Consider the following 25,584-nt stretch of genomic DNA (forward strand, 5'->3'; position numbering starts at 1 on the left):
CCACGATATTGGATACCCCGAAGAAAATCTTCGTATGTTAGCCGTGAAGACAACATGTAAAGACCGCTGGCGTCAGATATTAAACGAGGCGGACAAAATCAGAGAGATACATCTTTTCACACTACAGGAAGGCGTTTCTCAGACTCAGCATAAAGAAATGAAGGATGCTGGGGTAAAACTGGTTGTACCATCATCATTACACAGGAAATATCCGGAAGCGGTGAGAGGTGAACTAATGACGCTAGGGGCTTTTATCGCTGAACTTACAGGGCTCTACGCAGAACTGCCATAAGAAACCCCCGGCATGTGAAAGCCGGGAGTTTCAGTTATGCCTAATCAGGCTTGGCAGAAACAGCCTTGAGAATGTAAGGCTCCAGTAGTCTGGCTACTGCTTCAAAGACAGGGACCACAACGGAGTTACCGAACTGACGATATGACTGAGTGTCAGAAACCGGAATCCGGAAAGGCTTGCCGTCTGGCGTTTCAAAGCCCATGAGGCGTGCGCACTCGCGGGGGGTCAGTCTACGTGGGCGGCGAGCTTGGTTTTCAGGATTCGCAAAATCGACTTCACCTGCAGCCATATCCCAGCCACGGTCTATCAGAATCTCGGAGCCATCTTTATGATAACGGGCTGAAAGTGTGCGGGCCACGCTTTCTTTATCTTCAGGGTTAACGAGACCAAAACCAAAACCGTTCCCCTTAGCGGCATGCTTTTTAGCATAGTTGTAAAGGTACTCCCAGAGTTTAGGCGTCAGTATATATTTGCTATCAACCACTGGTTCCAGTAGCTCACCAAATGCTGGACGTCGTTCGGGATAAAATCGACTGACGTCGCGAAGGGTGAAGCCATTGTGAATATTCAGGTCGCGACGGAAACCCACCAGAACGATACGTTCACGATGCTGAGGAAGAAAATGCTTACCATCGATGACTTTAGGATCGCTTTTCCCCATCTCATTCGCATCGGCAACTTCATAGCCCAACTCGTCAAGTGTCTCCATGATGACCTTAAAAGTATTACCTTTGTCATGGCTTTTCAGGTTTTTGACGTTCTCAAGCACAAAAATGGCTGGTTTTTTTGCCCGGATAATACGTGCCACATCAAAGAAAAGAGTTCCTTGTGCTTCACACTCAAAACCATGCGCGCGACCCAGCGAATTTTTCTTACTCACTCCCGCAAGGCTAAATGGCTGGCAGGGGAAGCCAGCCAAAAGCACATCATGGTCTGGAACATGTTCGTCGATATAAGCATAAGCATCTGTCTCTGATACCTCAGGCTTGTCACTAAGGGTGACTTCTCGGATATCGAGATTAAATGTATGCGCTTGCTCGTCATTAAACCAGTTAGCTTTATAGGTGCGTACCGCTTGTTTATTCCATTCGCTTGTAAAGACACACTGGCCCCCGATCGCTTCAAATCCCTTACGAATTCCGCCAATCCCGGCAAACAGGTCAACGAAACGAAACGCGTACTCTGGATGATTTGCTGGTGGTTCCGGAAGCATTTTTCGAAGAAGCGCCTCCTCGGCTGAAATCAGTGACCTGGGGGAGCATTTATCATTGATCCAGCGGTTAAGTGTCTCCCGGCTCCATTCGTTTTTACCAACTTTTCTTAAGAGCTCTGCAACATACTTCTGATCATAGATTTCCAATACCTGCTCAATTAGTTTTCTGTCATTTTCCTGTCGCTGCTTTTCTTCTATTTCCACTTTTTCAAGCAGATCCTGCGCCAGTAATTCAAATTCAGACATAACGCCTCCATAGGGTCTTATTAGTGACATCCTATCACTCATTTAACCCAGATGTAAACTTTATTACTGGGCATTTAAACAGTGCTTAACATAAATCTGCCGGCTGTTGAAATCTTTCTTCAATGAAACCGCACAGACAATGAAAGTTTTCTCAGAACAACTTGGTGCTAACCAAACCAATACCGACACTAGTAAAGTGGTTTACCATTTTAATGTTAAGAGGGTATCCCCTTCCTTGCAAAATCGCAGATGTTTTCCTCCTTTTTATCGTCTCATTCGGGTATACCTGATAAAGACCATGATACAAAGTATCAATAGGGTTTAATTTGACTCTATTGACAACATAAACACGCACTGTATCATATGGATATCCATTTAATACTCAGAAGAGAATGCATAATGAATGTCCGTATCTATTGCCGTGCATCTACCGAAGGCCAACATGCTGATCGTGCATTAGTTAGCCTGCGCGAATTTGCGCAAAGCAAAAACTGGCAAGTAGCCGGAGAATACATTGAGAATGCAAGTGGTGCGAAGCTGGAACGTATGGAACTGATGCGCCTACTTGCGGAAGCACAGCCTGGCGACTTGCTTCTAATTGAAGCGATTGATCGTCTCAGTCGTCTTCAACATGAAGAATGGGCTGAACTCAAAGCTACGCTGAACAGTAAAGGACTGGTTATTGTTTCGATGGACTTACCGACCAGTTGGCAGATGGTTGAAATGTCCGGTAACGACCTTACCAGCGGCATTCTTCGGGCAGTCAATGCAATGCTGATCGATATTCTTGCGACAATGGCGCGACAAGATTATGAAACCCGACGTAAACGCCAGGCACAGGGTATCGCAAGAGCAAAACTGGCAGGTTTGTATACGGGGAAAGAAAAAGATATGGAAGCCCGTGAAACTGTTCGCGAAATGCTGGCGCAGAACGTTAAACCAGCCCACATCATGAAGGCAGCAGATATCAGCCGCGCCACCTTTTACCGAATCAAGAAAGAGTTATTAAGCTAATTATATTTGTATTATATCGTAAGAATGCACTCGGATCTGACCGTCCACACTAAAGGAGGTGCGGACATTGCATACTATCTTTTGTTCATGATAGTGTGAGTATGCCGCTGAATATAGCATGTAAATTTATAGGAACTGTTTAAAAGGAGGTAGGACCAATGTTTCGTGTTGATACAATAAATAAGACACTAATAAAATTAAAACCAACAAATTTTTCCGAACTTGGGTTGAGAGAACGTTTCGATATTCAGGAGTGGATCGAAAAAAGCCCTGCTATTTTGGGTAATGATCTACTTGTCATTGGTAAAGAGGTTGTTCTTGCATCAGGCAAGCGCCTCGATTTACTTTGCGTAAATAAATCGGCTGCACTTGTTATAGTTGAGTTAAAACGGGATGATTCTGGCTCGTCTGTTGAATGGCAGGCAATAAAGTATGCATCGTATTGCTCAAAACTCTTCCCCGATGAGATTTTTAAACTTTACGCAGCCTATTTAAAGGAGTCTGAATTTGATGCAGCAAAAAAAATCGAGGAATTCATTGATGCTGATATTGAGCTACTTAACGAGAAACAGCACATTATTTTGGTCTCAAAAGAATTCAACTCTGAAGTCATCTCCGCTGTATTATGGCTGCGAGAATATGGCATAGATATTCAGTGCACTCGGCTTGCACCATTTGTCGATTCTGATGGTGAGCTATTTATCAAACCGGAAACAATTATTCCGTTGCCGGAAGCTAAAGATTATATTGAACGAAGAGAAATTAAGCATAGAGCAATTGCTTCCACTCAAGAAGATTGGACTGGTAGTTGGTTCGTGAATGTGGGCGAATGCAAGTATCGAACCTGGGACGATAACAGACAATTTGGCTTTATTAGCGCAGGTCAAGGGAAGGTGTACTCATCTGCACTTAATCGTCTTGCAGTCGGTGACAAAATTTATGCTTACATGAAAGGATGCGGTTACGTCGGCTTTGGGGAAGTGACCAAACCAGCAGTCATGATTCGCGATTTCGTAACTGATTCAAATGTTCCTTTACTCTCCGCAGGATTGAAAGCGGAACACCCAAACGCAAACTCTGACAATGAAGAACTTTCAGAATGGGTTGTTGGTGTTCGTTGGATCAAGTCTCTTCCGAGAGAGCAGGCGAAAACATTTTCTGGCATCTTCGCGAACCAAAATGTCGTCTGTAAATTGCGGCATGAGCAAACATTAAAATTTGTTCAATCTGAATTTGGTCAGTAAAAACTAATTTCAGCGAAGCTCGCTGTTGGCACTTGACGGAGGTGAAGGTCTGCTCTGTGCCAAAGCTGTGTCAGGCCAAATCTAATATTTTATCTTCGATTCTGACCGGACAATGAACATTGAACAAAACGTTCTAAGGGTTGCGAAAATCGTTTCAAACGCTGAAGTTATATCCTGAATTACGAGCGAAGCGAGTTCCGTCAAGCGAAGCGAAGACGGATAGTTAATGCTGGTTAAAAAATATACGGAAATGTACTGTTTTCTCTATATATAAAATATAAATATTATAAACAGTACATCGTACACAGACACTCACTTCGTTCGTGTCCCTCGCTTCGCGAGGAATTTTGAAGTGATGTATGAATCTATCAGCATAGCAACTATAGTTGAACTATCAAGCATCTGACCGAAGCATAAAGTTAACCAGTTACAAATCATGCCTTAAAACGCTCTGAGCGAGGCTGTAAGCGACTTTTATGATATGGGTAATGCGATTGCATGCATTCGAAAGAAAAACGTGCTACGGGCTTCCTGTGCGATATTTACGAATTCAGTACTTTGCTACTCAATTTTGATGTTGAGTACATGCGCGTTCCCTTCCCTGTTTGCGCTTTACCGCGTTCTTTTGCCAGGTAAGAAAGCCAGAATACCGGACCTTCGAGTGATGAAGGATGTTCACGATGAATGACGTAGTGATCGGGATAGTCTTTAGTGGCTTTAGACAAGTTTACCAGCGTTGCTTTACCACCTGTCAGTTTCATCCAGATTTCCGTAATAATACCAGCGATCCCTCTTTCTGGCGTTCCAAACCATCTTACCGAACGATGTGGAAGTGCAATCCAGCAATGGTAATGGGGTTGTGAAGCCTTTTCCTGTTCGCAAACCCAACCGTAAGCAAAATCAATGATAGGTTCTGATAACCCGTTGTTTCCAGACTCCAGGCGGTCACGTAATCGTTTGAACAGGTTGCGTATGTATTTGTTACCTGCTTCAACAGAAGTGAACTCAGGGAGGTGGAGATCAAAACGGGTCAGGAACACTCGACTGTAGAGCTTCAGGATTGCGTTCAGTTCGTTGATTGTTGACATAAGTATGTCATGACGAACACCAGAGCCGATTCTTGTGTTAATCCGGTATTCATGACCATCATGAACAAAGGAGTTGCCATTAATGGTTTTGTAACGTCCGTGTTCATGGTAGACGGTACGAAAATTTGTTGTCGATAAAATCGACGATTCGAACAGGGTTTGTGATTGTTGCATCATTGTTAAATTAACCTTTTTGTACTCGGAAAGAGACCACACCTCCCACATAGCTATAGTTACTACCTAAAACCACGGTAAAACGAGGGCATTTGCGATAGCGCAAAGCCGCCTTGTATCTGACGTTGGGGATGTTTTCGAGGGGGAAAATACTACGGAACAAAGCTTACGAATATATTTATATAACCCCCTATCATCTCAAAAATCATACTGGATGGCAACAATTATCGTTCATCAATGAAAGAGGAATAATGATTGTGTGGCTTGTTGGTAATAACAGGAGAATTCAAAAGGATTTGCAATCTTGTATTTGGCTTCCTTCCGGCATACACAGTTGAGGGTGTATCTGTAGTTTACAACATTGCAATAGTCTGATTGTTCACAAGGTAGATCATAAAACATTGATCATACCTATCGCACTTCAGTGAACACCGACGGCAACGTAATTGATTTCGTGGTGTTCGGCATCCTGCATGGTTTGTCCACCAAGTGGTATCTGGTACCGGTCGTGGCGGCGATCTGGTTCGTGGTGTACTACGGTATCTTCCGCTTCGCCATTACCCGCTTTAACCTGAAAACGCCTGGCCGCGATGCCGAAACCGCCACCAGCGTGGAACAGGCCGTTGCCGGTACAGTGGGTAAATCGGGTTATAACACGCCGGCCATTCTGGCGGCGCTGGGCGGTGCGGATAACATTACCTCTCTGGATAACTGCATTACCCGTCTGCGTCTGTCGGTGGCGGATATGTCGAAAGTGGATACCAATGCCCTGAAAGCCAACCGGGCAATCGGCGTGGTACAGTTGAATCAGCACAATTTGCAGGTGGTTATCGGCCCGCAGGTGCAGTCGGTCAAAGATGAGCTGGCCACCCTGATGCGCACAGTCGAAGCCTGATGCCTCACCCCCTCACGCAGAGGGGGTTTTACTTTAAGGACATACGTCATGTTTGATTTCTCGACCGTTGTCGATCGCCACGGCACCTGGTGTACACAGTGGGATTATGTTGCCGACCGTTTTGGTGCCGCCGACCTGCTGCCCTTTACGATCTCTGATATGGATTTCGCCACCGCCCCCTGCATTATCGATGCGCTACATCAACGTATTGATCACCGCGTGTTTGGCTACAGCCGCTGGAAAAACGAAGAATTCCTGGCCGCGGTGACGCACTGGTTCCAGCAACGTTTTAATAGCCGGATTGATACTGAAACCGTTGTTTATGGCCCTTCCGTGATCTATATGGTCTCTGAGCTGATTCGCCTGTGGTCGATGTCGGGAGACGGTGTGGTGGTGCATACCCCGGCTTATGATGCGTTTTATAAAGCCATTGAAGGCAATGCGCGCCACGTAGTGCCAGTGGCGATGGAGAAACAGGCGACGGGCTGGCAGGGAAATATGGCCGCGCTTGAGGCCGCCCTGGCGAAACCGGAAAACAAAATATTGCTGCTGTGCAGCCCGCAAAACCCGACCGGCAAGGTCTGGACGCAGGAGGAGCTGGCGCAGATGGCTGAACTGTGCGCGCGCTATGACGTGGCGGTGATAAGCGATGAAATTCATATGGACATGGTATGGGGAGAACATCGCCACACGCCATGGAACAGGGTCGCGCGCGGTAAATGGGCACTGCTGACCTCAGGCTCCAAGAGCTTTAATATCCCGGCACTGACCGGCGCATATGGGTTAATAGGCGATGAGGAGAGCCGTAATGCGTATCTGAGCGCGCTAAAAGGCCGTGACGGCCTCTCCTCTCCCTCCGTGCTGGCACTGACGGCGCATATTGCCGCCTATCAGCAGGGTGAGCCGTGGCTTGCCGCGCTGCGCGACTATCTGGAAGAGAACCTGAAATTTATCGCACGTGAAATGAACAGCGCTTTTCCGGTACTAAACTGGACGCCACCCGAGGCGACCTATCTCGCCTGGATTGACCTGCGCCCGTTAAATATTGACGATCGCGCCCTGCAAAACGTACTGATTGAGCAGCAAAAAGTCGCCATCATGCCGGGATATACCTATGGAAACGAAGGCATCGGTTTTATCCGCCTGAATGCCGGCTGCCCGCGCAGCAAGCTGGAACAAGGGGTGCAGCGGCTGATTGCGGGTATCAACACGCTCCTGTAGTTTGTTTGCGCAACGGAATATTCCCTTGCGCAAATAGCTTTTTACCTCGTTTTGTTTTTATAATGTGGCGCACTTTAACCAGAAAAGAGTGCGACCATGATTGATACACGCCTGCCTTTAACAGATATTCATCGTCACCTTGACGGTAACATTCGTGCCCAAACCATCCTCGATCTTGGCCGCCAGTACAATTTAACGCTCCCTGCTCAATCGCTTGAAACCCTGATCCCGCACGTTCAGGTCACCTCTAATGAACCGGATCTGGTCAGTTTTTTGAGCAAACTCGACTGGGGCGTTAAGATGCTGGCCTCACTGGATGCCTGTCGCCGTGTCGCTTTTGAGAACATCGAAGATGCCGCCCGTAACGGCCTGCATTACGTCGAACTGCGCTTTTCGCCAGGCTATATGGCGATGACCCACAGCCTGCCCGTTGCAGGCGTGGTTGAAGCCGTTATTGAAGGTGTCCGTGAAGGGTGCAAAGCCTTCGATGTGCAGGCCCGTTTGATTGGCATCATGAGCCGTACCTTCGGCGAAGCGGCCTGTCTGCAGGAACTGGAAGCGCTGCTGGCGCATCGTGACGCGATCACCGCCGTCGACCTGGCCGGGGATGAACTGGGCTTCCCGGGCAGCCTGTTCCTTTCACATTTCAATCGCGCACGTGATGCCGGCTGGCATGTAACCGTTCACGCCGGTGAAGCGGCGGGGCCGGAGAGCATCTGGCAGGCCATCCGTGAACTGGGTGCCGAGCGTATCGGTCACGGTGTAAAAGCGGTGGAAGATCGCGCCCTGATGGACTTCCTGGCCGAGCAACGTATCGGGATCGAATCCTGCCTAACCTCCAATATTCAGACCAGCACCGTGCCCGCGCTGGATAAGCACCCGCTGAAAACCTTCCTTGAGCACGGCGTGCTGGCCTCGCTGAATACCGATGACCCGGCGGTACAGGGCGTGGACATTATCCACGAGTATACTGTCGCCGCACCGCAGGCGGGCCTGAGCCGCGAACAGATCCGCCAGGCGCAGATTAATGGGCTGGAGATGGCCTTCCTCACGCCGGAAGAGAGGCAGGCGCTTCGGGATAAGGTGGCAAACGCGTAACCCCTTTGCCGGGTGGCGGCTACGCCCTACCCGGCCAACAACACTTATGCCAGACAGAGCGTGGCGCGATGTTTGGCAGATTCAATGCCCAGTTCGATCAACTCCATAATCTGAATCGCCTGACTGGCTGGTACCGGGTTTTCCCCCGTGCCGTTCAGCGCATCACGCACGGCCGCATAATATGCCGGGTAGTTCCCCGGGCTCGTCAGCAAGGTTTCTTCCACCAGCGTCTCCCCCTCCACTTTAGTCACCACCCCGTCTCGCATATCATATCCCCAGTCTTCCTGAGGCAAACGCTCGCCGTTTTTCAGCCTGTCTTCCTGCGGATCCAGACCAAATTTCACGTAGCTCCCCCGCGTACCATGGATGATATAACGCGCAGATTCCGCAGCCGCAACCATCGTTCCGTGCAGCACTATCCGCCGTTGCGGGTAGCTCAGGATGGCATGAAAATAATCGGTCGTTTGCGCGCCGGGTCTGAGCTGGGCCAGATCAACCGTCATACTCACCGGCAGGCCAAACAGATTCACGGCCTGGTCGAGCAGGTGTGGGGCTAAATCGTACCAGATGCCGCTGCCTGGCCCGGCTTGCTCACGCCAGCGATTTCGCACCTGCGGCCGGAAACGATCAAAGTGCGATTCAAAGAAGGTTATCTCCCCGAGCGTTCCCTCGCTGAGCAGCGCTTTTACCGTGAGAAAATCGCTGTCCCAGCGGCGGTTATGAAACACCGACAGCAGTCTGCCAAGGCTTTTCGCCAGCGCGTCCAGCTCGCGTGCCTGAGACAACGTCACGGTAAAGGGTTTATCGACGACGACATGCTTACCGGCTTCCAGCGCCGCCTTCGCCAGCGGGAAATGGGTGTCGTTCGGCGTGGGGATCACAATTAAATCGATATTCGGATCATTGAAAAGGTGCTTAGGCTCAGAGACAACCGGAACGGTGGGCCAGTCGGCATGCACCTTGGTGGCATCGCTGCTCGACACCGCCGCCAGCGCCATTCCCGGCGTACCGGCAATTAACGGCGCATGGAATGTTTTGCTCGCATACCCGTAACCAATAAGCCCGACACGGATGCTATCACTCATAGTGTTGCCCTCTCCTGTGATGTTCTTATTTCACACTGGCTAACCCGGCCTCATGACAGATTAAGCATGTGCCATATGACTTAAAATAGCATCCTGCTCCGCTTGTTTTTGTTATATGGGGTTAACCCGCTGATTGTGCTTAAGGGAACCGTTCCCAAAGCACTTGCTGTCTCCCCCCTGGCGCTGTAACATTTGCAACCGGTATTTATGGATAAATTACAATCACGAATTATGACGTCAATTATTAATCGAATCATTGAATTAGCGGGATGGATTGTTCTTGGGGTATCGGTCATTTTGCTTGGCGTTGCCAGCCACATCGATAACTACCAACCGCCGGAGCCTGTCACTGTCGCCCAACCTAAGTAACCGGTTACGGTAATAAAGAGTGACATAATATGTCAGTTACTTATTGCCACTCCTGGTGAACACGGTTAACCTTCTCTTCCAGGCATCATCAGATGCCTGAATCTTTCGCAAAGAAAACTCCTAATTTAGTCGCGTTACCTGAGTGGGCAGTTTACGTCTTTATTAATCCGTTTATTATTCAAACGAATTACCTTAACGGGTATGACTCACTTTTATATGGAAACTTATTAATATGACAGTTCAGGACTATTTATTAAAATTTCGCAAGATCAATTCCCTTGAGAGCCTGGAAAAACTGTTTGACCACCTGAACTACACGCTGTCGGATAATCAGGACATCATCAATATGTATCGTGCAGCGGATCATCGCCGTGCGGAGCTGGTCTCCGGTGGCCGTTTGTTTAACGTCGGCGAAGTGCCTAAGTCCGTATGGCGTTACGTTTTATAAGAAAGTAGCCATCCGCGCGAAATGTTATATACTCTCCGCCCTGCAAACTGGCTGTACAACATTTCGCGCAGATTTATGGGAGAGTTCATGACCGCAACGCCTGGAGAAAGAATTGGAGGCTGGTTAATCGCCCCACTGGCATGGCTGCTGGTTGCCTTATTAAGCGCATCACTTGCGCTGCTGCTTTATACCACCGCGCTGGTTACCCCTCATGCAATCCAGACCCTGATGTCGCAAAGTGTGCTGAATATTACGCTGTGGTTCGTGTCGTTCGTCTTCGCCATTGGCATGTGGTACTACACGCTGTGGCTAACCATTGCGTTCTTTAAACGCCGCAAAAATGTGCCTAAGCACTACATCATCTGGCTGCTCGTTTCCGTACTGCTGGCGGTGAAAGCCTTTGCTTTTTCACCGGTTTCGGACGCGCTGGCCGTTCGTCAGCTGCTTTTCCCGTTACTGGCGGCGGCGCTTCTGGTGCCCTATTTCAAGCGTTCGACGCGGGTGAAGAACACCTTCGTGAATCCGTAATAACCTTACAGATAACCTGTTGTCGCCTGTTGTGGTTTATCCGATAATAGGCGGCTTTTTTATTTCAGGCTGAATAATGACCGATTACTTACTGCTCTTTGTCGGCACAGTGCTGGTTAACAACTTCGTTCTGGTGAAGTTCCTTGGCCTGTGTCCGTTTATGGGCGTGTCCAAAAAGCTGGAAACGGCAATGGGCATGGGGCTGGCAACCACCTTCGTGATGACGATGGCGTCCATCTGCGCCTGGTTGATTGATACCTGGATCCTCATCCCGCTGGGTTTAGTCTATCTCCGTACGCTGGCCTTCATTCTGGTCATTGCCGTGGTGGTGCAATTTACCGAAATGGTGGTGCGTAAAACCAGTCCGGCGCTCTATCGTCTGCTGGGTATCTTTCTGCCGTTGATCACCACCAACTGTGCCGTTCTTGGCGTAGCGCTGTTGAACATTAATCTCGGGCATAATTTCATGCAGTCGGCGCTGTACGGTTTTTCTGCCGCCGTCGGTTTCTCGCTGGTGATGGTGCTGTTTGCCTCTATTCGTGAGCGCCTCGCCGCAGCGGATATCCCTGCGCCCTTTCGCGGAAACGCGATTGCGCTGGTGACCGCAGGTTTAATGTCTCTGGCCTTTATGGGCTTTAGTGGTCTGGTGAAGTTGTAATGAATACCATCTGGATTGCCATCGCCTCCATCAGCGTGCTGGGGTTGGTGTTTGGCCTGATTCTGGGTTACGCCTCCCGCCGATTCGCGGTGGAGGACGATCCTGTTGTTGAAAAAATCGATGAGCTTTTGCCGCAAAGCCAGTGTGGGCAGTGCGGCTATCCTGGCTGTCGTCCCTATGCAGAAGCCGTGGGTATTCAGGGTGAGAAAATCAACCGCTGTGCGCCAGGTGGCGAAGCGGTAATGCTGAAAATTGCAGCGCTGCTAAACGTCGACCCGCAACCCATTGACGGCGATGCACAGGTGCAGGAGCCCGTGCGCGCCCTCGCGGTGATTGACGAAGCGAACTGCATTGGCTGCACCAAGTGTATTCAGGCATGCCCTGTCGACGCCATTGTTGGCGCCACCCGCGCCATGCACACCGTTGTGGCGGATCTGTGCACCGGCTGTAACCTCTGCGTGGCCCCCTGCCCGACGCAATGTATTGAGTTGCGCCCGGTTGAAACGACTACCGAAAGCTGGAAGTGGGATCTTCAAACCATTCCGGTTCGCAATATTCCTGTGGAACAACATGCTTAAGTTATTTTCTGCTTTCAGAAAAGAGAAGATTTGGGACTTTGACGGCGGGATCCATCCGCCAGAGATGAAAACCCAGTCCAGCGGCACGCCGCTGCGTCAAATTCCGCTGGCGACCCGTTTCGTCATGCCGCTGAAGCAGCACATTGGCGATGAGGGTGAGTTGTGCGTTAAAGAAGGCGATACCGTCCTTCGCGGCCAGCCATTGACCTTTGGTCGTGGGCGTATGCTGCCGATCCACGCCCCGACATCCGGTAAAGTGGTGGCGATTACCCCTCACACCGTTGCACATCCGTCAGCCCTCTCCGAACTGAGCGTCATTATTGAAGCCGACGGCGAAGACCGCTGGATAGAACGTGATGGCTGGAGCGACTACCGCGCCCGCAGCCGGGAAGCGCTTATCGACCGTATTCATCAGTTCGGCGTTGCCGGGCTGGGTGGCGCAGGGTTCCCGACCGGCGTCAAACTGCGCGGTGGCGGCGATAAAATTCAGACCCTGATTATCAACGCCGCTGAATGCGAACCCTATATCACCGCCGATGACCGCCTGATGCAGGACTGCGCCGCGCAGGTCGTGGAGGGGATCCGTATCCTCGCCCATGTGCTGCAGCCTCGTGAAGTGCTGATTGGCATTGAGGATAACAAACCGCAGGCCATTTCCATGCTGCGCGCGGTGCTCGCCGGTAGCCACGATATCAGCCTGCGCGTCATTCCGACCAAGTACCCGTCAGGCGGTGCAAAACAGCTGACGCAAATACTCACCGGAAAGCAGGTTCCCCACGGCGGCCGCTCGTCGGATATTGGCGTGCTGATGCAAAACGTGGGTACCGCCTACGCCGTGAAACGCGCGGTGATTGACGGTGAACCCCTGACCGAACGCGTGGTGACGCTGACGGGCGAATCAGTGTCTCGTCCGGGGAACGTCTGGGCGCGTCTGGGCACGCCGGTTCGTCATCTTCTGGAGCAGGCCGGATTCTGTCCCGGCAGCGATCAGATGGTGATCATGGGCGGTCCATTGATGGGCTTTACCCTGCCGTGGCTGGACGTTCCGGTCGTAAAAATCACTAACTGCCTGCTCGCCCCCTCCCCCACCGAAATGGGTGAAGAGCAGGAAGAGAAAGGCTGCATCCGCTGCAGCGCCTGTGCCGATGCCTGCCCGGCCGATCTGCTTCCACAGCAGTTGTACTGGTACAGCAAAGGTCAGCTGCACGATAAAGCGCAAGCGCATAATCTGGCTGACTGCATCGAATGCGGCGCGTGCGCCTGGGTCTGCCCTAGCAACATTCCGCTGGTGCAGTACTTCCGTCAGGAGAAGGCCGAGATTTATGCCATCTCGATGGAAGAAAAACGCGCTGCCGAAGCGAAAGCCCGCTTTGAAGCCCGCCAGGCTCGTCTGGAGCGTGAAAAACTGGCCCGTCAGGAGCGTCATAAGCAGGCTGCCGTTCAGCCAGGCGAGAAAGATCAGGATGCCATTAACGCGGCGCTGGCTCGCGTGCGCGAGAAAAAAGCGACCGCAGCGCAACCTGTGGTGATCTCCGCCGGTGAGAAGCCAGATAACAGCGAAGCCATTGCCGCACGTGAAGCGCGTAAGGCCGCGGCGCGCGCGCGTCAGGCGGAAAAAGCGCAAACAGGGCAACCGGAAGAAACCCGTGTCGATCCGCGTAAAGCGGCCGTTGAAGCGGCCATCGCCCGCGCCAAAGCACGGAAAGCGGGAGAGCAGCAGGTAGTCGTTGAGCAAGAGGCCACAGACCCGCGCAAAGCCGCCGTTGAAGCCGCGATAGCCCGCGCTAAAGCGCGTAAAGCGGCGCAGCAACCGCAACCAGCCACAGAAGAGGCGCCGGTCGATCCGCGCAAAGCGGCGCAGCAACCGCAACCAGCCACAGAAGAGGCGCCGGTCGATCCGCGCAAAGCGGCTGTCGAAGCGGCCATCGCCCGCGCCAAAGCACGGAAAGCGGCGCAGCAACCACAACCAGCTGCAGAAGAGGCACCAGTCGACCCGCGCAAAGCCGCTGTCGAAGCGGCCATCGCCCGCGCCAAAGCGCGGAAAGCGGCTCAGCAGGAAGTACAACAGCCTGCCGCGAACGACGATCCACGCAAAGCCGCCGTCGCCGCCGCGATTGCACGCGTTCAGGCGAAGAAAGCCGCACAGCAAGCAGTTAACGAGGATTAAATGGTTTTCAGAATCGCAAGTTCCCCTTACACCCATAACCAGCGCCAGACGTCGCGCATTATGATGCTGGTCTGCCTGGCTGCACTGCCGGGTATTGCCGTTCAGTTCTGGTTTTTCGGCTGGGGAACCCTGTTCCAGTTAGCACTGGGCTGTGCCAGCGCCGTAGCGGCCGAAGCGCTGGTGCTGAAGCTGCGTAAGATGAACATCTCCCGTATTCTCAGCGATAACTCCGCTCTGCTGACGGGCCTGCTGCTGGCCATCAGTATTCCGCCGTTTGCGCCGTGGTGGATGATCGTGCTCGGTACGGTGTTTGCGGTGATTATTGCCAAACAGCTGTACGGTGGGCTGGGCCACAATCCCTTTAACCCGGCGATGGTCGGCTACGTGGTACTGCTTATCTCCTTCCCGGTACAAATGACCAGTTGGCTGCCGCCGCACGATATCGCCGCCACGGTGCCGGGTTTTATGGATGCCCTTCAGGTGATCTTTACCGGCCATACGGCGTCCGGTGCCGATATGAATGCGTTGCGTATGGGCGTGGATGGTGTCAGCCAGGCTACACCACTCGATACGTTTAAAACGTCCCTGCGTGCCGGGCATAGCGTTGAGCAAATCATGCAATCAGCCATCTACAGCGGCGTGCTGGCCGGTGCAGGCTGGCAGTGGGTTAACCTGGCATATCTGTTGGGCGGCCTGTTCCTGCTGCAGCAGAAAGCGATCCGCTGGCATATTCCGGTGAGCTTCCTGGTCACGCTCGCGGTCTGCTCCACGCTGGGCTGGCTCTTCTCTCCTGAATCCCTGGCGAGCCCGCAGATGCATCTGCTCTCTGGTGCCACCATGCTGGGCGCGTTCTTTATTCTGACCGATCCGGTGACCGCCTCGACCACCAATCGCGGTCGTCTGATCTTCGGTGCGCTGGCCGGTCTGCTGGTGTGGCTGATCCGCAGTTTTGGCGGATATCCGGATGGCGTAGCGTTCGCCGTCCTGCTTGCCAACATCACCGTTCCGCTCATTGACTACTACACGCGCCCACGCGTATACGGCCATCGGTAAGGGTTTCGCGATGCTGAAAACAATGCAAAAACATGGCGTCACGCTGGCCATTTTCGCTGCTGTCCTCACCGGGATGACGGCACTGGTGAACGAACTGACCAAAACGACCATTGATGAACAGGCCGCGAAGCAGCAACGCGCGCTGTTCGATCAGGTGATGCCGTCTGATTTCTACGATAATGACCTGCAGAAAAGCTGTTACGTGGTACAGGCGCCGCAGTTAGGTAAAGGCCCGCATCGTCTCTATATCGCCCGTAGAGGCGATAACGCGGTGGGCGTGGTGATGGAGGCCACGGCACCAGACGGATATTCCGGAGCCATTCAGCTACTTGTGGGTACCGATTTTTCCGGTACCGTGTTGGGTACCCGCGTGACTCAACACCACGAAACGCCAGGCCTTGGGGACAAAATTGAGACACGCCTGAGCGACTGGATTTTGCATTTTGCCGGTAAGGTGATCCACGGCGAAGCGGACCCGGCATTTGCCGTCAAGAAAGATGGCGGCGAGTTTGACCAGTTCACCGGGGCCACCATTACGCCGCGTGCCGTCGTGAATGCCGTAAAACGTGCCGGGTTGTATGCAGAAACGCTGCCTGCGCAGATTAACAATCTTCCGGCCTGTGAGGAGTGAGCATGAGCCAGGTTAAAGAGGTCATTGTCCAGGGGTTGTGGAAGAACAACTCCGCACTGGTACAGCTGCTGGGATTGTGCCCGCTGCTGGCGGTGACATCCACCGCTACCAACGCATTGGGGCTGGGGCTTGCCACCACGCTGGTGCTGACCCTGACCAACCTCTCCATTTCCACCCTGCGCCGCTGGACGCCGTCGGAAATCCGTATTCCAATTTACGTCATGATCATCGCGTCAGTGGTGAGCGTCGTTCAGATGCTGATTAATGCCTACGCGTTCGGTCTGTATCAGTCACTGGGGATTTTTATTCCGCTGATCGTTACCAACTGTATCGTGGTGGGGCGTGCAGAAGCCTTTGCCGTGAAGAACACCCCGGCGATGTCGGCCCTGGATGGTTTCTCCATCGGAATGGGAGCCACCTGCGCGATGTTCGTTCTGGGCTCACTGCGTGAAATTCTTGGCAACGGTACCCTCTTCGACGGCGCAGACGCGCTGCTGGGAAGCTGGGCTAAAGTTTTACGCATCGAGGTGTTTCATACGGACACGCCGTTCCTGCTGGCTATGTTGCCACCGGGCGCGTTTATTGGCCTTGGCATGATGCTGGCGATAAAATACCTGATTGATGAAAAACGTAAGCGCCGCGCGGCTGAGCGCAGCGTGCAGGGAGGGATACCCGGGAAAGCCTCATGAACAAAGAAAAGCGCATTGCAATCCTCACCCGTCTTCGGGACGCAAACCCGCACCCGACGACTGAGCTGAATTTCACTTCGCCGTTTGAGCTGCTGATCGCAGTGCTGCTTTCGGCTCAGGCCACTGACGTGAGCGTGAATAAGGCCACCGCCCTGCTCTATCCGGTGGCCAATACCCCGAAAGCCATGCTGGAGTTGGGCGTGGAAGGGGTGAAGTCTTATATCAAAACCATCGGGCTGTTTAACAGCAAAGCGGAGAACGTCATTAAGACCTGCCGCATTTTGCTGGAGCGTCATGGTGGTGAAGTGCCGGAAGATCGCGAGGCGCTGGAAGCGTTGCCGGGTGTGGGACGTAAAACGGCGAATGTGGTACTTAACACCGCGTTTGGCTGGCCGACCATCGCGGTTGATACCCATATTTTCCGTGTCGCTAACCGAACCAACTTCGCTCCGGGTAAAAATGTCGAACAGGTGGAGGAGAAACTGTTAAAAGTGGTTCCCGCTGAATTCAAAGTCGACTGTCATCACTGGCTTATCCTGCATGGCCGTTATACCTGCATTGCCAGAAAGCCTCGCTGCGGCTCATGTATCATTGAAGATCTCTGCGAATATAAAGAAAAAGTGTATCCCTGAGCGGCGTTATTCCTTTTTACTTTCGCATCATCAAGACCTTACTAAAGGAAGGCTTAACTAAAAACCTTCCTTTAGGCCGCAAGTTGTCCGCTTATGTTCTCTTATGCCCTGTCAATTGTTCGGTCATTTAACGCTCAAACAGGTTAATAGTTTTTTCACTACCGAAAATTTCTATACATTTGTGATCGCGATCACTCTGATAACTTCATGTTGATTTTTTGTTGTCAGATCCCACCTAAACCCTTTGCCAGACAAGATGTAATCCTTCAATGGCCGCAGATAAGACCACTCATTTTTCAGAATATGGGCTATATGACTGCATTTAACGGCAAATAGCAGAACATATCGCCACACAACCCTCTCCGCCGGTTTTTCGCAGTCAAAAAAACCAACAAAATCCATTGTGTGAAATTTAACGCTGAATAACATTTGCAGAAACCGAGGATTATAGCGGCTCAGTTATATGTAACAGATTATTACAAACGTATTGCCAGACGGGTCAGGATAGTGAACATTACCCGCCGTTTCTCCTCCCAATATAACTATAAAGCGGATGGACTCCGACCATCACGCTATGAACACCCCCGTTAATATGGGATGTAAAAAAAGAGGTATATGTGTCAACTGCAAACAATAAACCAACAGATGAAAGCGTGAGTTTGAACGCTTTTAAACAGCCAAAAGCGTTCTATCTCATCTTCTCTATCGAGTTATGGGAGCGTTTTGGTTATTACGGCCTGCAAGGGATCATGGCGGTTTACCTGGTAAAACAGCTGGGTATGTCCGAAGCCGATTCCATCACGCTGTTCTCTTCATTCAGTGCCCTCGTTTACGGTCTGGTCGCGATTGGCGGCTGGCTTGGTGATAAAGTTCTGGGTACGAAGCGTGTCATTATGCTGGGCGCCATTGTTCTGGCAATCGGCTATGGTCTGGTTGCCTGGTCTGGTCATGACGCAGCCGTAGTCTATATGGGTATGGCAACCATTGCCGTCGGTAACGGATTATTCAAAGCGAACCCGTCTTCCCTGCTCTCTACCTGCTACAGCAAAGATGACCCACGTCTGGACGGTGCATTCACCATGTACTACATGTCCATCAACATTGGTTCATTCTTCTCCATGCTGGCAACTCCATGGCTCGCCGCAAAATTCGGCTGGAGCGTGGCGTTTGCGCTGAGCTTTGTTGGTATGCTGATTACCGTTGTGAACTTCCTGTTCTGCCGTAGCTGGGTTAAGGACTACGGTTCAAAACCTGATTTCGAACCGGTGCACATGGGCAAACTGCTGGCCACCATCGTGGGTGTTGTTATCCTCGCGGCCATCGCCACCTGGTTGCTGCATAACCAGGGTGTTGCACGTGCCGTTCTGGGCGTGGTGGCACTGGGTATCGTCATCATCTTCGCGAAAGAAGCCTTCGCGATGCAGGGTGCGGCCCGTCGCAAGATGATTGTGGCCTTCATTCTGATGCTGGAAGCGATTATCTTCTTCGTGCTCTACAGCCAGATGCCTACCTCGCTGAACTTCTTCGCTATTCGCAACGTTGAGCACTCCATCCTGGGTATCGCGTTCGAGCCGGAGCAGTATCAGGCGCTGAACCCGTTCTGGATCATGATTGGTAGCCCAATTCTGGCGGCTATCTATAACAAGATGGGTGACCGTCTGCCAATGCCGCACAAGTTCGCCATCGGTATGGTGCTGTGCTCTGGTGCGTTCCTCGTGCTGCCACTGGGTACCAAATTTGCGACTGACGCCGGTATCGTCTCCGTTAACTGGCTGATCCTGAGCTATGCCCTGCAGTCTATCGGTGAACTGATGATCTCCGGTCTGGGTCTGGCGATGGTTGCACAGCTGGTGCCACAGCGTCTGATGGGCTTCATCATGGGTAGCTGGTTCCTGACCACTGCCGGTGCAGCCATCATCGCAGGTAAAATCGCAAACCTGATGGCGGTGCCTGAGAACGTGACTGACCCGCTGGTCTCCCTGAATGTATACGGCACCGTCTTCCTGCAGATTGGTATCGCAACGGCGGTTATCGCGGCTTTGATGCTGCTGACGGCACCGAAGCTGAACCGTATGACTCAGGACGACGACAAAGCGACGAAAACGACCGAAACCGCTACCGCGTAACGTTATTGAGAAACGATGAGCCGCTAATTTATTAGCGGCTTTTTTTTTGTTTGCTTGCGCACTAACATAGCTGAAACCTCAGCAAAAAGGAGTTACCGATGAAACTGTTCTACAAACCGGGCGCGTGCTCTCTTGCTTCCCATATTACCCTGCGCGAGAGCGGCAAAGATTTCACGCTGGACGGCGTTGACCTGATGAAAAAGCGCCTGGAAAACGGCGACGATTTTTTTGCGATTAACCCGAAGGGACAAGTTCCGGCCCTGCTTCTGGATGACGGTACCCTGCTGACAGAAGGCGTCGCCATTATGCAGTACCTGGCAGACAGCGTGCCCGATCGCCAGCTGCTGGCCCCGGTAAGTACGGTTTCACGCTATAAAACGCTCGAGTGGCTGAACTACATTGCAACCGAACTGCATAAAGGATTTACGCCACTGTTCCGCCCGGATACACCGGAAGAGTACAAACCGACCGTTCGCGCCCTGCTGGAGAAAAAGCTGCAGTACGTCAATGAGTCATTGAAGGACGATCAGTATATCTGCGGGGCACGCTTCACCATCGCCGATGCGTATCTCTTTACCGTGTTGCGCTGGGCGCGTGCGGTTAAGCTGAATCTGGACGGGTTAGACCATATCGCAGCATATATGGCGCGTATGGCGGAGCGCCCTGCGGTGGCCGCGGCGCTGAAAGCGGAAGGATTGAATTAACCGGGTCGTTATTGCCCGGCGGCGCTTCGCTTGCACGGGCCTACGGGATTTGTAGGCCGGGTAAGCGCAGCGCCACCCGGCATAGTTTAGAGCTGTGTTGCGCTGAAATAGTGCTCCGGCTGCGCAATACGATCCTGTGCCGCCACTACCTGCAGTTCGTATTCCTGCATCTCTTTCGTCGCAATCATAATTTCGTACACCGCTGCAGTCACATGCTCAAGCGCTTCGCGCAGCGTCGCACCCTGTAGCAGTTTCACCAGCAACAGCCCGCTGGTCACATCTCCCACGCCCACTGGCTGACGCAGGCCAAAATCCACCAGCGGACGGCTGATGTGCCAGGCTTCGTCTTTGGTCACCAGCAGCATCTCAAAGCGGTCTCTGCTCAGCCCTGCACGGGCGAGATGTTTCACCAGCACAATCTCAGGCCCCTGGGCTATCAGTTCACGAGACGCGCTTACCGCCTCTGCTACGCTGTTAACCGGATGCTCGCAAAGGATCTCCAGCTCAATCAGGTTGGGCGCGATGATATCGCTGGCAGGTAACGCATGGCGAACATGGAATTCAGCCACGCCAGGCGCCACAATGCAGCCTTTTTCCGGATGACCCATCACCGGGTCGCAGAAGTACTTTGCTGCGGGATTGGCTGCTTTCACCTGGCGAACGATGCCGAGGATATGCTCCCCCTGCTCTGCGGAGCCCAGGTAACCACTCAGAACCGCGTCACAGCGTTTGAGCTGGTCGATATCGGCAATGCCCTGCACGATCTCCGTGAGATGCGAAGGCGGCATCACGCAGCCGGTCCATTTGCCGTATTGTGTATGGTTTGAGAACTGTACGGTATTGAGGGGCCAGACGTTAGCCCCGAGGCGGCGCATCGGGAATTCCGCCGCGCTATTGCCAGCATGTCCAAAAACAACGTGGGACTGAATGGCGAGGATGTTCTTCATTTTATGCTTACCAAACCCTGAAAAAACAAAAAGGGCGTGGTTTCCCACGCCCCTGGAGACTTTTATTTATTTCCAGCAGACCAGACAGTAATTTTTCTTACCGCGACGCAGCAGCGTGTAGCGGCCATACAGGCGATCGCTATCGGCGAAGGTGTATTCCGGGTCAGCCTGTTTTTCACCGTTGATGGTGATGGCGTTAGACGCAATGGTTTTACGCGCCTGCCCGCGAGACGGCTGCAGCTCAGAGTCCACCAGCGCCTGCATCAGGTCAGCCCCTTTCTCCATCTCAACCATCGGTACGCCATCCTGCGCCAGCTGCTCGAAGTCAGCTTCGCTCAAATCGCTCAGCGTACCGTTGAACAGGCTTGCGGTAATGCGTTTCGCCGCAGCCAGACCTTCTTCACCGTGAACCAGTTTGGTCACTTCATCCGCCAGCACATACTGCGCGCGTGGTGCTTTACCGCTGTTTTTATCTTCTTCTTCCAGGGCGTTGATGGTTTCAATGTCCATGAAGGTGAAGAACTTCAGGAAGCGGTAAACATCGGCGTCCGCGGTGTTGATCCAGAATTGATAGAATTTGTACGGGCTGGTTTTCTTCGGATCGAGCCATACCGCACCGCCTTCGGTTTTACCGAATTTAGTCCCGTCGGCTTTGGTGATCAGCGGAACGGTCAGACCAAACACCTGGTTTTGATGCAGGCGACGGGTCAGATCGATACCGGAAGTAATGTTACCCCACTGGTCAGAACCGCCAATCTGCAGGCAAACGCCGTGCAGTTTGTTCAGACAGGCGAAGTCGTAGCCCTGTAGCAGGTTATAAGAGAATTCAGTAAAGGAGATACCTTGATCGTCACGGTTCAGGCGCTGTTTCACCGCTTCTTTGTTAATCATCTGGTTAACAGAGAAGTGCTTGCCGATGTCACGCAGGAAGGTCAGCACGTTCATGCTGCCAAACCAGTCGTAGTTATTGGCGGCAATCGCGGCGTTATCACCACAGTTGAAGTCGAGGAACGGTGCAACCTGTTTGCGGATCTTATCCACCCACTCCTGCACGGTGTCTTCGGTGTTCAGTTTACGCTCAGCGGCTTTAAAGCTTGGGTCGCCGATCAGACCGGTCGCGCCGCCCACCAGGGCCACAGGCTTATGGCCTGCCATCTGGAAGCGTTTCAGGCATAACAATGGAACAAGATGCCCCAAATGCAAGCTGTCAGCGGTGGGATCAAAGCCGCAATAGAGCGCGATCGGGCCTTGCGCCAGTCGCTCTGCTAACGCTTCCTCGTCCGTCACCTGGGCCACAAGGCCCCGCTCTTGCAATTGTTTAATCAAGTTACTGCTTGCCATCAAATTCTCCATGTATAAACGACTGCACCTTTGCCGGTACACGACTTTTCGCCTGATGCGAAAGGACCATAGAATAAAGCGCAAGCGCGGCGTGCGCTAGCGCTTAAATCAACAAATTTCGGGGATTACGGTGCAAGCCTGTCGATTTTCCAGCCGCCGTTGTCGCGCTGGTATAAAAAGCGGTCGTGCAGGCGATGTTCGCCCCCCTGCCAGAACTCAATCTGCTCGATCGGGATGCGGAAACCGCCCCAGAAGCTGGGCAGTGGAATTTCGCCCTGCTGGAATTTCTGCTTCAGTTCAAGGAATTTGCTTTCCAGCACGCCGCGGGCAGAAATTCGGCTGGACTGTTTTGAGACCCAGGCGCCAATCTGGCTGTCACGCGGGCGGCTGTGGAAGTACTTCACCACTTCCAGTGTGGAAAGGCGCTCCGCTTTGCCTGTGACCATGACCTGGCGTTCCAGCATATGCCAGGGGAACAGGAGACTGATTCGGGGATTGTTCTCTAAATGGTGTGCTTTGCGGCTGTCCAGGTTGGTGTAAAACACCAGCCCTTTCTCGTCATAATGCTTAAGCAGCACGATACGTTGATACGGTTGACCATTTTCATCCACCGTGGCAACCACCATGGCCGTTGGGTCGGCCAGTTTTGCTTCACAGGCCTGTTTCAGCCAGCGTTCAAAAAGCACCAGAGGTTCAGCGGGAAGATCCTGGCGACGCAGGCCGCCTTTGGTGTATTCACGGCGCAGATGCGCTATTTGCTGCAGTTCGTCGTTATCAGACATGGCATTAGGTGACGTTGAGATTGGGTGGCGCTATTGTGCGCCGCCCCTGTGAAAATCTCAACGCTTCGGATTATCGAGCTGGCAATTGTTCAGCACAATGCGGTCTCGTTTGTAGACGGTGGCGCTGTCACCTTTCGACCAGAAGACGTAAATACCGTCGCTGTAGCGCGCGCCGGAGGCGGAGATCCCCTGCTTGAGCGTCAGCAATTTATTGTCATAGACAAAGCTGGCTTCCTGGCGTGGGTTATTAAGCTTGACGGTCAGCGGCTTTTCATCACAGCGATATTCCAGCGTGTCGGTCTGCATGCGCTCAACGAGCTGGTTATAGACGCTGCAGCCTGACAGCAAGACAGGTACAGCAATAAGAAGAAGTTTTTTCATGAGCGTATTCCGAAGACTATCCTGGTCCTGGAGGGCTAACGGGCCCTCCTGTTCCCTTTTATTTTACCGGCGACGCGCTGCGCTGAATTTCAGTTAACTCTGATTATGGCGGGGATTGGCCGGGAAAATGGCACCGAGAACGCTGGCTTCGCGTGCGCCGGTGACTGAGGGCAAATTCCCCGGTAGCCCGGCAACGGTACGCCAGGCAAGCCAGGCGAAGGCCAGCGCTTCCATGTCGTCTCCGCTGATGCCGGCTTCATCGGTGGTTGTCACTTCGGTGCCCGGCAACAAGCCGGCAAGGCGCGCCATCACCAGCGGGTTGCGGCTTCCCCCCCCGCAGACCAGCAGACGTTCGCAGCCACCGCTCAAAAGTACCTGTTCTGATATGGAGACCGCCGTGAGCTCGGCCAGCGTCGCCTGAACATCCTGCGGTGCCAGCGCCGGGAACTGAGCCAGCTGACGTTCAAGCCAGCCATAGTTAAAGTACTCGCGCCCCGTGCTTTTTGGTGCCGGCAGGGCAAACCAGGGATCGCTGAGCATGGACTGCAGCAGCGGGATAATGACTTTGCCTTCGCTCGCCCACTCCGCGTCTTTATCATACGGTTTACCGCACTGACGCCAGATCCAGGCATCCATCAGCATGTTACCCGGGCCGGTATCATATCCCCGTACCGGCTGGCCCGGGATCAGCATCGACAGGTTGGCAATACCGCCAATGTTAAGCACCATACGGCGCTCTGACGGGTGCCCCAGCAACGCCTGGTGGAAGGCAGGCACCAGCGGCGCACCCTGCCCGCCCAGCGCGATGTCGCGACGCCGGAAATCGCCCACGACCGTGACGCCCGTTTTTGCCACAATCTGATTATTATCGCCAATTTGCATGGTATGCGGCGCATCGCCAGTGGGTTCGTGCCAGACGGTCTGCCCGTGACAGCCAATCGCGACCACATCCTGCGGCCGGAGATTCTCTTTATGCATCAGCGCCAGCACCGCATCGGCAAACAGCGCCCCCAGCCTGACATCAAGCTGTCCAAGCTGCGAAAGCGTCAGCTGTTGCCCCTGGCAGATGCTCAGGATCTCCTCTTTCAGCGAAACAGGGATAGGCCAGGTCAGACTTGCCTGTTGTGCCACCATGTTTTCGTCTATGGCGGCCAGAACGACATCTACCCCATCCAGACTGGTGCCAGACATCACACCAATATAGCGACCCGATTTCATGCGCTTTCCTTACGTTGCGTGGGCTAAGGATAACCACTCAACCATAAACAGCCCCGCTTTGCCATCAGGCGATAATATTTTTTAACACTCTCAGTGAGGTAACGCGTCGAAATTTTGTTTATCTCTCGTTAAGTCAAATTCAAGTACAATTTTCCGATTGTTAGTGCAAAGATATGAACGATGGCCCTTTATGCCATATAATTTAGCCATAACGGATGCCCGGATTGGGCGTTTTTGGTGAACAGGAGATTCAAATGATTTTACGTGTACTGGGCGTTTCGCTGATTGGTTTAACTCTGGCTGGCTGTGTGAATGACAGTTCACTTTCTGGCGACGTTTATAGCGCTTCTGAAGCGAAACAGGTTCAGAACGTGACTTACGGTACGATTGTTAACGCACGTCCTGTTCAAATTCAGGGTGGTGACGAGAACAACGTCATGGGTGCCATCGGCGGTGCGGTTCTGGGTGGCTTCCTGGGCAACACCGTAGGCGGTGGTACAGGCCGTTCTCTGGCGACTGCGGCAGGTGCCGTTGCGGGTGGCGTAGCAGGCCAGGGCGTTCAGGGTGCGATGAATAAAACCCAGGGCGTAGAGCTGGAAATTCGTAAAGACGACGGCAGCACCATTATGGTTGTGCAGAAACAGGGCAGCACCCGCTTCTCTGCAGGTCAGCGCGTCGTGCTGGCAAGCAACGGTAGCCAGGTTACCGTTTCTCCGCGTTAATTCATAAAAAGGATGTGGCTGCCAGGCCGCATCCTTTTAC

General features: G+C 52.7%; 26 protein-coding genes and 1 pseudogene. 19 read left to right on the plus strand and 8 right to left on the minus strand.

Annotated features, from left to right (window positions below):
* Positions 1 to 292 (plus strand): type II restriction endonuclease (locus M8370_RS01315; RefSeq protein WP_250020391.1); only part of this gene is annotated, 292 nt, incomplete at its 5' end.
* 40 nt (positions 293 to 332) lie between these two features.
* Here the strand turns inward: M8370_RS01315 and M8370_RS01320 are convergent.
* On the minus strand, positions 333 to 1,751 hold the full coding sequence (locus tag M8370_RS01320) for a DNA cytosine methyltransferase (RefSeq protein ID WP_050863415.1): 1,419 nt from the start codon (positions 1,749 to 1,751) through the stop codon (positions 333 to 335).
* Positions 1,752 to 2,150: 399 nt separating this feature from the next.
* On the opposite strand from M8370_RS01320, the gene M8370_RS01325 reads away from it, so the two are divergent.
* Both M8370_RS01325 and M8370_RS01330 read left to right on the plus strand, forming a co-directional pair.
* Positions 2,151 to 2,765, plus strand: a complete 615-nt coding sequence (locus tag M8370_RS01325) for a recombinase family protein (protein ID WP_058660855.1) — start codon at positions 2,151 to 2,153, stop codon at positions 2,763 to 2,765.
* Between the two features lie 158 nt (positions 2,766 to 2,923).
* Positions 2,924 to 4,009 carry a DUF8606 domain-containing protein gene (locus M8370_RS01330; protein WP_058660857.1) on the plus strand — a complete coding sequence of 362 codons (1,086 nt, stop codon included), beginning with the start codon at positions 2,924 to 2,926 and terminating at the stop codon, positions 4,007 to 4,009.
* Positions 4,010 to 4,551: 542 nt separating this feature from the next.
* Here the strand turns inward: M8370_RS01330 and M8370_RS01335 are convergent.
* Positions 4,552 to 5,274, minus strand: coding sequence for a YagK/YfjJ domain-containing protein (locus M8370_RS01335; RefSeq protein WP_065187184.1), 723 nt, complete (start codon positions 5,272 to 5,274; stop codon positions 4,552 to 4,554).
* 424 nt (positions 5,275 to 5,698) lie between these two features.
* On the opposite strand from M8370_RS01335, the pseudogene M8370_RS01340 reads away from it, so the two are divergent.
* The 3 genes and pseudogenes from M8370_RS01340 to add form a co-directional block, all read left to right on the plus strand.
* Positions 5,699 to 6,166 (plus strand): annotated as a pseudogene (locus tag M8370_RS01340) (glucose PTS transporter subunit EIIB); the annotation flags it as partial.
* Between the two features lie 48 nt (positions 6,167 to 6,214).
* Entirely contained in the window at positions 6,215 to 7,387 is a 1,173-nt protein-coding gene (locus M8370_RS01345) for a MalY/PatB family protein (protein WP_095454796.1), read from the plus strand.
* A gap of 96 nt (positions 7,388 to 7,483) precedes the next feature.
* Positions 7,484 to 8,485 carry an adenosine deaminase gene (add, locus tag M8370_RS01350; protein ID WP_250020392.1) on the plus strand — a complete coding sequence of 334 codons (1,002 nt, stop codon included), beginning with the start codon at positions 7,484 to 7,486 and terminating at the stop codon, positions 8,483 to 8,485.
* A 44-nt stretch (positions 8,486 to 8,529) separates the two neighbouring features.
* On the opposite strand, the gene M8370_RS01355 is transcribed toward add, so the two are convergent.
* A complete protein-coding gene (locus M8370_RS01355) occupies positions 8,530 to 9,570 on the minus strand; it encodes an oxidoreductase (protein WP_013096894.1) in 1,041 nt (346 codons plus the stop codon).
* Positions 9,571 to 9,813: 243 nt separating this feature from the next.
* Between M8370_RS01355 and blr the strand changes: the two genes are divergently transcribed.
* From blr to gstA, 12 genes are all read left to right on the plus strand, one after another.
* Complete coding sequence (gene blr, locus M8370_RS01360) at positions 9,814 to 9,939, plus strand: division septum protein Blr (RefSeq protein ID WP_168112406.1); 126 nt, start codon at positions 9,814 to 9,816, stop codon at positions 9,937 to 9,939.
* A gap of 232 nt (positions 9,940 to 10,171) precedes the next feature.
* Positions 10,172 to 10,387, plus strand: coding sequence for a transcription modulator YdgT (gene ydgT / locus M8370_RS01365; RefSeq protein WP_013096896.1), 216 nt, complete (start codon positions 10,172 to 10,174; stop codon positions 10,385 to 10,387).
* A gap of 87 nt (positions 10,388 to 10,474) precedes the next feature.
* Positions 10,475 to 10,915, plus strand: coding sequence for a DUF2569 domain-containing protein (locus M8370_RS01370; RefSeq protein WP_013096897.1), 441 nt, complete (start codon positions 10,475 to 10,477; stop codon positions 10,913 to 10,915).
* 76 nt (positions 10,916 to 10,991) lie between these two features.
* A complete protein-coding gene (gene rsxA, locus M8370_RS01375; protein ID WP_013096898.1) occupies positions 10,992 to 11,573 on the plus strand; it encodes an electron transport complex subunit RsxA in 582 nt (193 codons plus the stop codon).
* Entirely contained in the window at positions 11,573 to 12,151 is a 579-nt protein-coding gene (rsxB, locus tag M8370_RS01380; RefSeq protein ID WP_013096899.1) for an electron transport complex subunit RsxB, read from the plus strand. The genes rsxA and rsxB overlap by 1 nt, the downstream gene beginning before the upstream one ends.
* A complete protein-coding gene (gene rsxC, locus M8370_RS01385; protein ID WP_250020393.1) occupies positions 12,144 to 14,318 on the plus strand; it encodes an electron transport complex subunit RsxC in 2,175 nt (724 codons plus the stop codon). The genes rsxB and rsxC overlap by 8 nt, the downstream gene beginning before the upstream one ends.
* Positions 14,319 to 15,371 carry an electron transport complex subunit RsxD gene (gene rsxD / locus M8370_RS01390; protein WP_038980391.1) on the plus strand — a complete coding sequence of 351 codons (1,053 nt, stop codon included), beginning with the start codon at positions 14,319 to 14,321 and terminating at the stop codon, positions 15,369 to 15,371.
* Between the two features lie 10 nt (positions 15,372 to 15,381).
* Positions 15,382 to 16,002: an electron transport complex subunit RsxG gene (rsxG, locus tag M8370_RS01395; RefSeq protein WP_045902895.1), complete on the plus strand. Its 621-nt coding sequence runs from the start codon at positions 15,382 to 15,384 to the stop codon at positions 16,000 to 16,002.
* Positions 16,003 to 16,004: 2 nt separating this feature from the next.
* A complete protein-coding gene (locus M8370_RS01400; protein WP_248031508.1) occupies positions 16,005 to 16,691 on the plus strand; it encodes an electron transport complex subunit E in 687 nt (228 codons plus the stop codon).
* The gene (gene nth / locus M8370_RS01405) at positions 16,688 to 17,323 is read left to right on the plus strand and encodes an endonuclease III (RefSeq protein ID WP_020688297.1); all 636 of its coding nucleotides are present in this window, start codon (positions 16,688 to 16,690) and stop codon (positions 17,321 to 17,323) included. The genes M8370_RS01400 and nth overlap by 4 nt, the downstream gene beginning before the upstream one ends.
* 617 nt (positions 17,324 to 17,940) lie before the next feature.
* Positions 17,941 to 19,449 (plus strand): dipeptide/tripeptide permease DtpA, encoded by a 1,509-nt coding sequence (dtpA, locus tag M8370_RS01410; RefSeq protein WP_250020394.1) that lies wholly within the window; start codon positions 17,941 to 17,943, stop codon positions 19,447 to 19,449.
* A 98-nt stretch (positions 19,450 to 19,547) separates the two neighbouring features.
* Entirely contained in the window at positions 19,548 to 20,153 is a 606-nt protein-coding gene (gstA, locus tag M8370_RS01415) for a glutathione transferase GstA (RefSeq protein WP_020688299.1), read from the plus strand.
* 86 nt (positions 20,154 to 20,239) lie between these two features.
* Here the strand turns inward: gstA and pdxY are convergent, their stop codons facing one another.
* The 5 genes from pdxY to anmK all read right to left on the minus strand — a co-directional run bounded on the left by pdxY (position 20,240) and on the right by anmK (position 24,822).
* Positions 20,240 to 21,100 carry a pyridoxal kinase PdxY gene (gene pdxY, locus M8370_RS01420; protein ID WP_013096907.1) on the minus strand — a complete coding sequence of 287 codons (861 nt, stop codon included), beginning with the start codon at positions 21,098 to 21,100 and terminating at the stop codon, positions 20,240 to 20,242.
* Positions 21,101 to 21,166: 66 nt separating this feature from the next.
* Complete coding sequence (gene tyrS / locus M8370_RS01425) at positions 21,167 to 22,441, minus strand: tyrosine--tRNA ligase (protein WP_014831636.1); 1,275 nt, start codon at positions 22,439 to 22,441, stop codon at positions 21,167 to 21,169.
* Between the two features lie 125 nt (positions 22,442 to 22,566).
* Positions 22,567 to 23,223 carry a pyridoxamine 5'-phosphate oxidase gene (pdxH, locus tag M8370_RS01430; protein ID WP_194500214.1) on the minus strand — a complete coding sequence of 219 codons (657 nt, stop codon included), beginning with the start codon at positions 23,221 to 23,223 and terminating at the stop codon, positions 22,567 to 22,569.
* A 57-nt stretch (positions 23,224 to 23,280) separates the two neighbouring features.
* A complete protein-coding gene (mliC, locus tag M8370_RS01435; RefSeq protein ID WP_045902892.1) occupies positions 23,281 to 23,604 on the minus strand; it encodes a C-type lysozyme inhibitor in 324 nt (107 codons plus the stop codon).
* A gap of 93 nt (positions 23,605 to 23,697) precedes the next feature.
* Positions 23,698 to 24,822: an anhydro-N-acetylmuramic acid kinase gene (anmK, locus tag M8370_RS01440; protein ID WP_045902891.1), complete on the minus strand. Its 1,125-nt coding sequence runs from the start codon at positions 24,820 to 24,822 to the stop codon at positions 23,698 to 23,700.
* A 254-nt stretch (positions 24,823 to 25,076) separates the two neighbouring features.
* On the opposite strand from anmK, the gene slyB reads away from it, so the two are divergent.
* Positions 25,077 to 25,544, plus strand: coding sequence for an outer membrane lipoprotein SlyB (gene slyB / locus M8370_RS01445; protein WP_013096912.1), 468 nt, complete (start codon positions 25,077 to 25,079; stop codon positions 25,542 to 25,544).
* Positions 25,545 to 25,584: the final 40 nt, after the last annotated feature.

The organism is Enterobacter cloacae complex sp. OE43NF (genome assembly GCF_023544405.1).
Classification (GTDB): Bacteria; Pseudomonadota; Gammaproteobacteria; order Enterobacterales; family Enterobacteriaceae; genus Enterobacter; species Enterobacter cloacae.